The organism is Actinoplanes sp. NPDC020271 (assembly GCF_044388125.1).
Classification (GTDB): domain Bacteria; phylum Actinomycetota; class Actinomycetes; order Mycobacteriales; family Micromonosporaceae; genus Actinoplanes.
In genome coordinates this window covers 15,809-28,301 of the sequence record NZ_JBIRWQ010000033.1, presented here as the reverse complement: position 1 = coordinate 28,301, position 12,493 = coordinate 15,809, and the positions used below count along the sequence as shown (strand labels likewise).

Annotated in this window: 10 protein-coding genes; 2 read left to right on the top strand and 8 right to left on the bottom strand. The window is 72.3% G+C overall.

All coding sequences use genetic code 11. The features are described from left to right. Window positions 1-114: 114 nt before the first annotated feature. Window positions 115-1,248: an MFS transporter gene (locus ACH442_RS41955; RefSeq protein WP_396343725.1), complete on the top strand. Its 1,134-nt coding sequence runs from the start codon at window positions 115-117 to the stop codon at window positions 1,246-1,248. Between the two features lie 127 nt (window positions 1,249-1,375). Here the strand turns inward: ACH442_RS41955 and ACH442_RS41950 are convergent, their stop codons facing one another. Genes ACH442_RS41950 through ACH442_RS41915 form a run of 8 tightly spaced genes read right to left on the bottom strand, consistent with a single transcriptional unit; the run spans window position 1,376 to window position 11,558 of the window. Further along, a complete protein-coding gene (locus ACH442_RS41950; RefSeq protein ID WP_396343724.1) occupies window positions 1,376-2,683 on the bottom strand; it encodes a hypothetical protein in 1,308 nt (435 codons plus the stop codon). Window position 2,684: 1 nt separating this feature from the next. After that, window positions 2,685-4,244 carry an RICIN domain-containing protein gene (locus tag ACH442_RS41945; protein ID WP_396343723.1) on the bottom strand — a complete coding sequence of 520 codons (1,560 nt, stop codon included), beginning with the start codon at window positions 4,242-4,244 and terminating at the stop codon, window positions 2,685-2,687. A 26-nt stretch (window positions 4,245-4,270) separates the two neighbouring features. After that, window positions 4,271-4,903: a hypothetical protein gene (locus ACH442_RS41940; protein ID WP_396343722.1), complete on the bottom strand. Its 633-nt coding sequence runs from the start codon at window positions 4,901-4,903 to the stop codon at window positions 4,271-4,273. Beyond that, window positions 4,900-5,466, bottom strand: coding sequence for a hypothetical protein (locus ACH442_RS41935; RefSeq protein ID WP_396343721.1), 567 nt, complete (start codon window positions 5,464-5,466; stop codon window positions 4,900-4,902). Before ACH442_RS41935 ends, ACH442_RS41940 begins: the two co-directional genes overlap by 4 nt. Continuing rightward, window positions 5,466-6,587, bottom strand: a complete 1,122-nt coding sequence (locus ACH442_RS41930; RefSeq protein ID WP_396343720.1) for a WXG100 family type VII secretion target — start codon at window positions 6,585-6,587, stop codon at window positions 5,466-5,468. The genes ACH442_RS41935 and ACH442_RS41930 overlap by 1 nt, the downstream gene beginning before the upstream one ends. After that, the gene (locus ACH442_RS41925) at window positions 6,584-6,862 is read right to left on the bottom strand and encodes a hypothetical protein (protein WP_396343719.1); all 279 of its coding nucleotides are present in this window, start codon (window positions 6,860-6,862) and stop codon (window positions 6,584-6,586) included. Before ACH442_RS41925 ends, ACH442_RS41930 begins: the two co-directional genes overlap by 4 nt. After that, window positions 6,862-11,241 carry an FtsK/SpoIIIE domain-containing protein gene (locus ACH442_RS41920; RefSeq protein WP_396343718.1) on the bottom strand — a complete coding sequence of 1,460 codons (4,380 nt, stop codon included), beginning with the start codon at window positions 11,239-11,241 and terminating at the stop codon, window positions 6,862-6,864. Before ACH442_RS41920 ends, ACH442_RS41925 begins: the two co-directional genes overlap by 1 nt. Before the next feature lie 20 nt (window positions 11,242-11,261). Continuing rightward, window positions 11,262-11,558 (bottom strand): WXG100 family type VII secretion target, encoded by a 297-nt coding sequence (locus ACH442_RS41915; RefSeq protein ID WP_396343717.1) that lies wholly within the window; start codon window positions 11,556-11,558, stop codon window positions 11,262-11,264. Between the two features lie 169 nt (window positions 11,559-11,727). Here ACH442_RS41915 and ACH442_RS41910 point away from each other — a divergent pair, with 169 nt between their 5' ends. Next, window positions 11,728-12,462 (top strand): hypothetical protein, encoded by a 735-nt coding sequence (locus ACH442_RS41910; protein WP_396343716.1) that lies wholly within the window; start codon window positions 11,728-11,730, stop codon window positions 12,460-12,462. Window positions 12,463-12,493: the final 31 nt, after the last annotated feature.

The following is a 12,493-nucleotide window of genomic DNA, read 5'->3' as shown; positions in this document are numbered from 1 at the left end:
TACGCATTCCATCGTACCTTCTCGGAAAGGTGTTCCATGTCCACGGAGGCAACGCTTCCCCCAGCGACAGAAAGTCCCCGTCCACGGCCCGCCGACCGGCTTCCGTGGGCAGGCTTGCTCGTCCTGTTCGCGGCCGGCTTCCTCACCATCATCAACGAGACGATCCCCGCGGGCCTGCTGCCGCAGATCGCGGACACGTTGCACGTCTCCGAGTCGGTCGCCGGTCAGACCGTGAGCATCTACGCCCTGGCCACCGCACTGTCGGCCGTCCCCCTCAGCGCCGTGCTGGCCACCTGGGGCCGGCGAACCGTCCTGGTCGCGGCCCTGGCCGCCTTCGTGCTGGCGAACGCCGTGATCGCCGCGAGCAGCAGCTTCACCGTCATCATCACCGCGCGACTCGTGGCCGGGATCGGTGCCGGCCTCATCTGGTCCAACCTGGCCGTGTATGCAGCCCGGCTGGTGGCGCCGGCGGTCCAGGGCCGCGCGATGTCGATCGCCAACGCGGGCACTCCGATCGCGCTGTCCATCGGCCTGCCGGCGGGCACCCTGCTCGGCAACGCCACGGGCTGGCACGCGACGTTCGCGGTCGTCGCCGTCGCCGGCGGCGTCCTGATCCTGGCGGCGTTCGCCGCCCTGCCCAACCTGCCCGGATACGCCGCCGGTGACGGCCGGGTGCGCCTCGCCGGCATGCTCCGCGTCCGAGGTGTCGTCACGATCCTCGCGGTGATGAGCGGGTTCTTCCTGGCGCACAACGTCCTCTACACCTATGTCGCGCCGCTCGCTTCGCGTGCCGGGCTCGAAGGCCAGACCCAATGGGTGCTGATGACCTTCGGGTTCGCGGCCCTGCTGAGCATCCTGATCACCGGCACCCTGATCGACCGCCGGCACCGTCACCTCACGGTGACGAGCCTGGTCCTGGTCGGCGGCGGAGCACTGCTGATCACTCTCGTGCCGCTCAGCCCCGCCCTGCTCTACGTGGCGGCGGCCGCCTGGGGACTCGGCTTCGGAGGCGGCGCGACACTGTTCCTGACCGCAGGCATCCGAACCGCGGGAGATGCCATCGCCCCGACGATGGTGACCTTGGTCAACCTCGCCATCGCCGCCGGCGGCGCAATCGGCGGAATCCTGCTGGACGATGTCGGCACCATGGCGATCCCGTGGGCCGCACTGATTCTGATGGTGCCGACGGCGCTCGCCGCCATCCTGGCGCGCAAGCACGCCTTCCCGCACTGGACCGCAGCCGACTGAGGACTCGTCATACGGCCGTGACCGGGTGATCCGGGTGGCGGACCTTGGATGCGGTCGCGCATCCGGTCTTCGGCGGGCTCGCGGGTTGTGCCGGCACCGATCGCCGCGTCCTGCTCGGCGGGAGGGGTCAGTTCGTCCAGAACGGGTCGTGGCTGTCGCCGGTCATCCGGGCTCGCGCGGCCAGCGCCCGCCGGTGAGCCCGGTGACGGCTGAGCGCCCCGATCGGGCCCGGCAGCAGGAAGGCCAGCACGACCAGCGCGGCGAGCACGACGCCGGCCCAGATCAGGGTCGTGCCCAGCGTCCGGAGCCCGCTGGGCGGGGTCGTCCACCGCGGGTCCGCGGCCACCACGGCCGAGACCGCCGCCGCCGGACTGACGACACCGTCGACCGCGGTGGACCGGACCTGCCGGGCGGCGTCGGCGGCGGGCAGCCCGGGGTCGGCCGAGCGGACCAGGGCGACGACGCCGGCCACGAACGCCGCGGCGTACTCCACGCCGCCATCGCCCTGGCCATCGGCTCCCGGCGCCACCGGCCCGGAGTCGCCAGACTTCGGGCCGCCGGCGTCCAGCCCGATGCTGAGCAGACCGTCCACCGGCTCGAGGGGCACGGTCGAGGGCACGACGACGACCACGTCGTGAGCGATGGCGTCGTGGATCGCGGTGACCACCGCCGGGTCATCCGCGTCGACCTCCCCGCCGATGAGCAGGACCTGGACACCCGAGGTGACGGCGACTGCGATGGCCGTCACGGCGGTGCTCGTCAGGATGTCGTCGCCACCGGTCCGCAGCGGCATGATCCGGGCCTGCGGCGCGATGCCGGCGTGATCCCGGTCGCCGGCGACGATCCGGGCGAGGGTGGTGGCGGTGCCCTCGCAGCTGACGTCACCGCGTCCGGTGCCGGCGGCGATGTCGGCGCCGGGGGTGACCCGGCCGGCCAGTCCGGGAGCCGACCCGTCCACGCCGGAGCCGAGGATCGCGACCGTCACCCCCGTGCCGTCGGCCCGTGACCAGGCCTCGCTCAGCGGCGGTCGCAGCTTCGTGCGGTCTGCCGGGATGGCGGCTCCGGCCGGGGCCCGGTCGCAGTCGGAGACGGCGGTCTCCTCCGGTACCTTGCCGAACCGCAGTTCCGCACCGGCGGCGTCCCACGGCATGACCAGGATCCAGCCCTCGTGCAGCCGGCTCGCGTCGGTGAGCCGTTCGCCGTCCCATTGGGTGCGGCCGGCGTTGAGGCGCAGGATCTCCCCGGCCCGGTTGCCGTCGCCGAGGAATCGCTCCGCGACCTCGGTCAGGTTCTCGGGCCGGCCCTGGTAGGCGCCGTTGACCGTGTAGGACACCTCGTTGCTGCTCGCAGCCGCGGCGGGCGCCGCGGTCAGGGTCATCACCGCGGCCACCAGCCCGGCGGCTGTCGCCCCGCGGGCCGTCGTCAGGTTCGCCATCTCAGGACTCCGGGTTCTTGGTGAGCGCCCACTCGTGGTCGTCGCCGGTCATGCAGGAGACGAGCGTGAGCCGGATGCCGGGGCCGCCGGTCCCGGCACCGGGCACGTCGACACACATGCCGGTTGCCGTGTTACGCAGCCAGTAGTACTGCCGGCCGTCGGCGACGAGCCGCTTCTCCAGGCGGAACAGCTGGTTGTCGTGGTCGAGGCAGTCGGTCTCGCTGAGCACGCTGCTCGACGGGTAGGTTGTGGCGCCGGGCGGGTCGAGGCACAGCTCGTCGTCGGCATCGCGGATCCAGTAGAGCTCGGCATCGGTCTTGGAGTCGGTCCCGCGGGCCTCGAACGTCCACTGCTGTCCCGGGTCACCGGCCTTACCGCAGACGGACTGGCTCACCCCGCCGCCCTTGACCAAGGCGTCCTTCTCAGACCGGTCGACGCAGTCGCGGGTGGTGAGGTTCTGGATGAAGTACGGGCCGTAGGGGCCGCCCGAGCCGCCGTCCGCGCCGTTGACCGCGGGCTGCTCGACGTTCTGCGCCGGGGCGGCCGAGCCGGGCGGGATCGGCTTCAGTGTCGCGACCGGGGCGGTGGCCGCACCGTGCAGGCGGGTGTCCTTGGCGTACTCGGGCTCTGCCTTGGTCACGGCGGCGAGCAGCGTGGCGGTGGTGGCGCTGGTCCCGTGGGTGAAGGCGGTGAGCGCCGCCCCGTAGCCGCCGGCGTCCTTCACCAGCTTGCACATCGTCGCGCCGAGCGCCGGGATCGCCACGGCCGGGTCCCACGGCGTCTTCTGCGCGGCGCCGCTGACGGTCGTCGTCCACACCTGTGGCAGGAAGTAGGCGATGCCCTGCTCTCCGGCCGGTCCCAGCCGGTCGGCGCGGAACCCGGAGGTCGCCATGATCTGCGCCGCGATCCGGGTCGGCGGCACGTCCGCGCAGATCGAGCCCGCGGCGACGACCGCGGCCACGTCGTGGTCCGGGACGGCGACGGCCGCACCAGCCGCCGGGCCGGCCGGTGCCGGGTCGCTCCTGGCCAATGCCGGTTGCGTAACGTACCAGGCGGTGTAGCTCTCGACGGTCTTGACGTAGTCGCCGGCGTCCTCCGGGATCCGGCCGGCGGCGGCGACCCGATCCATGCCGACCCGGTAGGCGGCGACCGCGAGACGCCACGGGTCCTCACCGGACTTCAGCGCGCGGGCCGCCCCGATCTGCCGGCAGGTGTAGTGCGCGAGCGCGGTGATCGCGGCCGCCCGGTCGGCGGGGTCGGCGTCCGATCCCGGCCGGTTCTGCTGCCACTGCTCGGCCGTCAGGGCGGCGATTCCGGTACGGCCGTCGGAGCGCAGGTCGCCGACCGGCTGGTCACCGAAGTGCGAGGCCGCCATGACCTGACCGGCGAGGCGGGCGGGGGTCAGCGCGGGGCAGGACGACGACGCGGTCACGACGATCTCCACGTCGGCCGCGGAGAGCCGTTCGCCTCTGTGGGATTCCGGCGCCCCGGCCGCCTGCCGGGTTACGAATCCTCCGGCGGCGAGCGCGGCGGCGAGCGTAAGAAGGGCACCCGATGTCACGAGGCGGCTCAATCTCGACTGTCCTCTCATCCGGCGAGCAGCTCGTCCTCGGTCGGGACGTCGACCCGATCGGACCAGCGCAGGGTGCTGACGACCATGTCGAACAGCAGGACGATCGCCTGCACCGGCTCGGCCTCGGCGTCACCGTCGGTGAGCACGGTGAACGTCAGCAGGCCCCAGACGCCGGGCGCGTCGGGGGCCGCGATGTAGTAGCTGACCCGTACGGCGGGAAATTTGCGTTTGATCTTGTCGGCGTCGACGATCCGGCTGATCCGGATCGCCGGGCAGCCGCCGATGTCCAGCGCCGACCCGTCGGCTCCGGCGTCGGCGAGCAGCCCGTCGAGCACCTGCCGCGGGTCCGGGATCGCACCGTCGTCCTCGACGATCGACAGCACCAGCGTGCCGGGCAGGCGCATGCCGTGCATCTCGGTGGTCGGCAGGACCACGGCCCGGGCCCCCTGCCGCTCGGCCTCGTCGGTGGCCTGGGTCAGCTCGGCGTGCAGCATCCGCCGCCACGGACCGGCCTTGTCGCGCGGCAGCGTGTCCGGCAGCGCCTGGCGGACGATGCCGTCGATGATTCGTTTGCGTAGCCGGGCCAGGCCGGGCGTGGTCGGGATGTACGCCCAGCCGTCGGGCAGGATCACCTCAAAGTCGATCATGTGAGGTCCGTTCCGTCGTCGATCAGCTGCAACCCCGGCGACTGGTCGGCGATCATGGTCATCAGCGCGTCCACCCCGTCGCCGATCACCGCGAGTTCGCCGAGGGTGCTGACGCGCGTGGTGAACAGGACGTCGATGTCGCCGGCGGGACGGTCGAGTCGCAGCGCCGCGTCGACCCGGCCGTGGATCGTGCCGTCCTCGGAGCGGGCCAGCGCGAGCACCCGGATTCCGTCGCCGTGCCGCGTGCTGATGTACTCGACGACCGGTTCGCGCACGTCGTCGTCGAAACCTTCCGCGCCGACCGCGCCCAGCAGGTAGGCGGAGTCACCGCGGAGCGCCTCACGGAACTCGACCAGCGTGACGATCGGCAGCCAGCGGGGAGTGTCGCCGAGGAAGCCTGCGCCCCACATCAGGTGGCAGGCCGGGGGCAGGTCACCGGAACGCTCGATCAGATCGGCCGCCGCCTTCGCACCGATCAAGTCCTCCCACCGGTCCCGGGCTTCACCGGCGGCGTTCGGCGCCCAGTCCCAGAACCAGGACAGGGCCGGGGTCTGCTCGGCCATCAGTTGGTGACCACCGGGTTGTTCCGCGTCTGCAGGCCGCCGTAGATCAGTCCGACACCGGTGCTGAACAGGCCGTCCAGCAACTCGATCGCCCGGGGGAGGCCGTTCAGGCCCTTCGGTAGGGGCGGCGGGCGCCGCCCGGACGGGCGGCCGACGGGGACCGGCCTGCCTCGGGGGGACAGCCCGGCCGGCATCGACGGCCCGGCCGGGCTGCCGACCCCGACCGGCTTACCGCCGCCGGGAGGCGGTTTGATCCCGATCGGCGGCACCTTCTTGCCGAGCAGCTTCCGGTAGTCGTCGAGCGACTTGCCGGCGTTGCCGAGTCGCGCGGCCAGACCACCGATGCCGAGGCCCACCGCGTCGAGGGCGACGCTGAGCGCGCTGCCCTCGCCGCCGGCGAGCAGGGCGATGTCGGAGATCAGCAGGACGGCCCCGACGACGAAGGCGGCCATCGCGAGGCCGTTCACGCCGGGTATCAGGAATGCGAGGGCGGTCAGGACCAGGGCGACGACCGCGAAGATGTCACTGATCTTCTTCAGGACGGCCATGATCTTGTCCTTGAGCGAGTCGGTCAGCCCGTCGTCGTAGTTCTTGCAGTTGACCGCGTCACCGAAGCGTTTACCGGCCACGTCCAGGGCGTCCAGAGCGGCTTCGAGCCGGTTCTTGGCCGCGGTGACCCGGCTTTGCGCCTCGTCCTGCGCGCGCTCCTTGTCGGCCGCCTTCTGCTGCTCCTCCGGCGACACCGTGCCGTCGGGGCCCTTCTGCGGATCGGGCATCGCGGCGGCGCTCTTGACCGCCGCGGTGCCGTCGTCCTGCTCGTTCTCGGCGGCGGTGACCTCGTCGATGGCGTGCTGCAGGTCCGGCTGGTACCGGTCGATCTCGGTGGCGACGTCGTGATAGCGCACCGCCGCCTTGCTCAAGCTGTCGTGGATGGACGTCGCGTCCTTCTTCAGCGGCTCGACCCACTCGCCGACCAGGGCGTCGCTGCCGGCGTCGATGATCTTGCGTAGCTTCGCCACGGTGTCGTCGATGGTGTCCGAGATGTGCTGGTAGCGCTTCTGCACCGTGTCGATCTCGGCAGGGTCGGCACGCTTGAGCGTCTTGATCCGGCCGTCGCTCACTTCTGCTCCATGCTGTCGGTCAGTTGCTTCTCCGCCTCGGTCCAGGCCTCGTCGAGTTCCTTGACCTTGTCGCGGAACTTCTTCATCGCGTCGACCATCTTGTTGCGGTGCACCGTCCAGTTGTCCGCGAAGTCGCCCATCGACAGGTTCGCGTTCTTCTGACCCCACTGCCCCTTCTCGTCGTTCTGGAAGTCGAGCGCACCCTCGAACTGGCCGACCAGCTCGTTCAGGTCGCTCACCAGCCCTTGCAGGTCCTTGACCACGAGGTCGGCCATCACGTCACCGCTTTCGCTGTCGGTTCCGGCAGAGGAATCTGGACGGTCTGCAACGTGCCGTCGCCCAGGTGGACCCGGGCCACGCCGGGCACGACCCGTTCGGCCAGGCCGGCCCGCGACAGCCGTACGCCGATCAGGTCGCCGGCGCTCATGGTGGGCGGGGAGAGCAGGGCGCCGCGCCGGTTCTTCTTCACCTCGACCTGCCAGCCGGAGAAGCCGGCGGCGACCGCGGAGACCTCCCCGGCGAGGAGCACGGCCCGGTTCGTGCCGGACGCCTGCCGGATCAGCTGGCGCAGCCAGTCCCGGGCAGCGCAGTCGCGCCACCCCTCGGCGTCGTCGACGAGCAGGGCGACGGAACCCTCGCCGGGGTCCACGAGCGCGGCGAGAGTCTCGGCGTCCGGGTTGTCGTCGGTGATGATTCCCCGTACGCCGGGTCGGCCGGCCAGCTCGCGCAACGGTGAGCGCAGCGGGGCGCCGATGACCAGCTCGGTCCCGCCGCGCAGCAGCGACTCGGCCATGACGGCGAGTGCGGTGCTGCGCCCTGATCGCGAAGGGCCGGCGATCAGGAACGTGGGCTGGTCGGCGGCGAAGTCCATGCCGACCGGCTCGAGCTCGTCGCCGCCGACGCCGATCAGCGCCCAGCCGGGGCGGGGCTCGGTGACGGCTTCCCACGCCTGCTCGTACGTGAGCTGCGCGGGCATCGCGGCGATCTTGCCGGGACGCAACGCCCGGGCGACGTGCGCCTCGCGGTCGGTGAACCGGGCCGCGAGCGCGTGCATCGCAGCGACCTGCGCCGGGCCGGACGCGTCGGCGGCAACCAGCGCGACCTGCACCTCGATCGCGCTGACCGCGCGGTAGCCGCGGCCGGGCGGCAGGTTCTCCGGGATCCTGCGCGGGTTCAGCCCGGCCATGGTCGCGTCGGTCCGGTCCGCCAGCCGTAGCACGAGCTTCTCCTCGCACAGCGAGCTGATCCGGCCGCTGAGCAGCGTGTGGTCCCCGGCAATGACGAGGTGGACGCCGGCGCTGGCGCCCTCACGCAGCAGGGTGTGGACGATCTCGGTGAGCGCGCCGCCGTCGCGCTCACCGAGCGTGCCGACGAAGCCCTCCCATCGGTCGAGCAGCAGCAGGATGTGCGGCAGGCGATCGGTGGCCGGGGCGGCGGCCCGCTGCTCGCTGAGGTCGGCGAACCCGCCCTCGCCGAGCAGCCGCTGCCGGCGCTGCACCTCCTGGTGCAGGCGGGTGAGCAGACGAGTGGCCCGTTCGGTGTCCGAGCGCTGCACGACCGCGCCGCAATGCGGGAAACGGCTGATCGGCAGCAGTGCGCCGTTGCCGCAGTCGAGCCCGAACAGGTGCAGGTCGGCCACGCTCGCCGCGGCGGCCGCCGCGGTCGCGATCGTGCGCAGCGCTTGCGACCGGCCGGAGCGGGGCGCGCCGGCAATGTGCAGGTGGCCGAACATGGCCAGGTCGATCGTCATCGGCTCCTGCCGCTGGCTGCGGGGCAGGTCCTGCACGGCCCAGGCGAAGGAGGGCTCGCCCGGGCCGGGCTCGTCCGGCAGCTCGGCGACCGTCACCGCGGGCAGCGCGGGCAGCCACGGCCGGCGCTGCGCGGCTACTCCGAGCACGTCGTTGGCCTGCCGGATCGCCGCGACCAGCACCGACAGGTCGGTGGCCTCGTCCGCTTCGGCCGCCGCGCGGGGCGGCCGGGGTCGCGGCCGGCCCTGGTCGACCCAGGTCACCGGGCGCACGAATGGCGCAGGCGGAGCGTGACCGGCGGTGCTGCGCGGGCGGCGGCCACCGACCCGGCCGGTCTGGAACGGGATGAGCGAGCTGTGGCCGAGCCGGGCGTACGCGCGGCCCGGATGCGTGGCCGAGATGCTCGCTGCCTCCCGGGCGTCGATGACGTCGGTGCTCTCGCCCGCGTCGGTCACCCGCAGGGCGACGCGCAGGTTGGTGTTCGCCCGGATCTCGGCCGACACCACCCCCGACGGGCGCTGGGTGGCCAGGATCAGGTGGATGCCCAGCGAACGGCCGCGCTGGGCGATGTTGACCAGGCCGGTGACGAAGTCGGGCAACTCGCGGGCCATCGACGCGAACTCGTCGATGACGATGAGCAGGCGCGGGATCGGCTCGGGCACCGGTCGCCGGGTGGCGTAGTCGAGGTAGTCCTCCAGATCCTTGGCGCCGACCGCGGCGAGCAGGTGCTCGCGGTGGGTCAGCTCCGCGCCCAGCGAGGTGAGGGCCCGTTCGACCAGGTGGGTGTCGAGGTCGGTGACCATGCCGACGGTGTGCGGCAGGTCGACGCAGTCCTTGAAGGCCGCGCCGCCCTTGTAGTCGACGAGCACGAAGTTCATCGCGTCGGGGCGGTTCGCGACGGCCAGGGACGCGACCAGTGTCTGGAGGAACTCGGACTTGCCGGAACCGGTGGTACCGGCGACCAGGCCGTGCGGTCCGTGCGCGACGAGGTCGAGGGCGAACGGTCCGTCCATGGTGTAGCCGACGATCGCCCGGGTGCCGCGCGGGGAACTGGCCCAGCGGGCGGTGATCGCGGCCGGCGCCGGGTCCTCCAGGTTCAGCACTTCGAGCAGGCGGGCCGACGCCGGGAGCGCGGCCTCGCCGTGACTGTCGCTCACGTCGCGCAGCGGGGCCAGCCGGCGGCCGGTGACCGTGAACCAGTCGTCGATCACCCGGTCGACGCGTACGTCGTCGATCTGTTCCGCCCGTTGCCGGCGCACGGTCGTGGGCAGTCCCTCGCCGCCGGTCACCACCGTCGTGCACTCCTCCGGCAGGGTGCGTTCGTCGGTGTCGACGCAGATGAAGTAGACGCCGACGGCCGGGCCGGCGAGCAGCAGCGAGACCACGCCGGGCAGGGCGCGCAGCCGCCGGGCGCCGTCGAGCACGACCACCACGTCCGGATCGGTGAAGACCGCCCGGACTCCGGCGTCGGCGCGGGCCTGCTGACGCGCGGTGATCAGCTCGATCAGCTCGGCGATGCGGTGCGCGGTCGTTTCGGCGTCCGTGCCGAGCAGGCTCAGCGACTGCTGCCCGAGCGACGGCCGGGTGTGCGGCAACCAGGCCGCCCATGCCCACAGCGGGGCGGCGGCCGGGTCGGTGAGCACGTACATCTGCACGTCGCGAGGGCTCTGGACGACCGCCAGCTGGCCCAGCATCCAGCGGGCGACGTGCCGTGGCCAGTCGTCACGACCGGCGACGCCGACGACACCTGCCTTCGGCAGGGAGATTGCCACGGGTACGTCGTGCAGCCGTCGCGGTTCGGCGCGGCGCTCGGTCACGCCGGCCGTCTCGACCGTGATCTTGCTGGGCAGGTTCGCGGTGCCCGCCCGGACGACCAGGTGGTCGGGGTCGGTGCGGCGGCGTTCCCACAGCCGGGCCCGTGGGCCGGTGGCGACCACCAGCAGCTCAGCCGGGTCAGGTGCGTCAACGCGCCGGTCCAGGCGTTCGAGGACGAGCGCCTCGGCGATCTCGGTCTCCACCGCATCGACGCGCCGCCGGTAACCGGCCAGTTGGTCGCGATAGCTGCGACCGCCTTGGCTGCGGCTGGTGTACCAGTTGGCGACGACCATCATCGGGGTCATCGCCGCGAACATCAGATAGAGCGGGTTGCGCAGCACGAACGCCATCACGCCGCCGAACGCGGCCGGCATGGCGGCGGCCAGCCACGGCAGCGCGTTGGCGGACGGGGCTTTCGGCTCGTCCGGCATCCGGAACTTCTCGGTCCGGGCCGGTGGGAGCAGCCGCGGCGGGCGGTTGTAGTCGAGGTACTCCCGTTCCGGCGACGGTTCGACGACCGCGTCCGCAAGCAGCACCGGGTACGCCTCGAGAACCGTCGCGCCGGCGCCGAGCTGCGCGCCCTCGCTCCAGACGACCTCGCCGCCGGTCAGCTCCTGTTGGTCGAGCCGCAGCCGCCCGTCGACGCCGCGCAGGTGCACGGTGGCGTCGAAGGTGACCCGGACGACGGCGGCCACCGGTGCGACGTCGCCGGTCAGGCGCACCCGGCACTCCGGCGCAGCGCCGATACGGTGCTCGCCCGGTGGCAGCGCCCAGATCCGTCCGGCGCCGGCCCCGGTGACAGCACGCACCGTCACCAGGCCGCCGGTGGTGGAGTACGGCGCCGGGCCGGGCCCGCCGAACCACAGCACCGAGCCGTCACGCAGCCCGGTCGCCGACAGCGGAAGGTCCAGGTCGAGCGGCCGGTCGTCGTGGTGGACACCGCCGCTGTCCAGGGAGTACCCGTGCGCGGCGGCTGACGGATCGAGATCATGGAGCATGTTCTTGACGAGGTCCCGCAACGGTGTCGCGGGGTCGGCGTCCACGATCACGTCGGCCGACCACGCCTGGGGCGACGCCAGGGTGATCAGCATGCGCACGGAAGGCCCCCGGACTACTTGCTCAGCGAGCTGGCGAGCTCGGAGTCCATGTCACGCATCGCCTCGACGGCCTTGTCGAGCCACTCGGAGAGCTGGGTGAGCGTTTCCATGACCTGGCCGGCGGCCGTGTTGAACTCCGAGTGAACCTCGTCGAACTTGCCGGACGCCTGGTCGGTGACGAAGCCGGCCGAGGTCAGGTTGTCCACGATCGTCTTGCACTCGGTGAGCCTGCTGTCGATCTCATCCTTGTTGGAACTCATGCGCTTGGCGCTGTCCTCCATGTCGGAGTACGTGATGCTCAGGTTCGCCATCAGGCTGTCCCTTCGTCAGATGATCAACCGTCGACCACGCTAGGAACGGTGCCTCCCGGGGTCCAGAGCAGTGCGCCCGGGCGTGGGCCCGTGGGCCCAGGGCCCGCATTGACACGCCAGGTCCGCACCGCTGACGATTCCTGTCGCCCATGCCATCGAGGAGTCAGCAATGAACGTGGGGCACGCCACCCCGCCGGGCAGACGGCGGTCCGGCGCCTGGATCGTGGACCACGCGATCCGGGCTCTCGCCACCGGCCGCGCCGTCCAGGGCAAGCCGTTCCCACAGGTAGGGGTCGTGGTCCTGGGCTCCGGCGCGGTGTCGCTACGGCTGATCGCCCCGGCGGGCTCCCCGCCACCGGGCTGGGAGCTCGAGCACGACGGCCGCACCTGGCGGGTTCCGCTCGACCGGCTGGAGACCGCGGCGGCCGACCCGCTGCCGCGTCCGCCCCTGCCGCTGTTGGTCTCGCTCGGCGACCACGACGACGGTCGCGTGCTGCTCAACCTCGCCGCAGCCGACGGCATCATCAGCCTCGACGGTGACAGCGTGCTGGCGCCGCGCCTGGCCGCGCAGTGGTCCCGGCAGCTGACTCGCAGCCCGTGGGCCGGCCCGGGACAGGTGATCCGCGTCGGGTTCGCCGCCGACCCGGGCTTCGCCGGTCCGAGCGTCGAGCGGCTGGCCCAGGCCTCGCCGCTACTGACCCGTCCGGAAGGCGGGACGGCGCTGTTCGCCGGGCCTGCGGATCCCTACGACCTGCGCCGAGCCGGCGAGCTGGTCGCCGCTCCGGTGCGGCGCTGGGCGGTAGTGGCGAGCGGCGTGGACGACGCGGTGTGGCGCCTGCGGGTCGACATCAGCGGCTCGGTCGACACCGGACTCCTGACCGGTCCGGTACGTCCGGCCTGGTAGTGAGCCGTGTGAAGCCGATCTGAAGGCAACC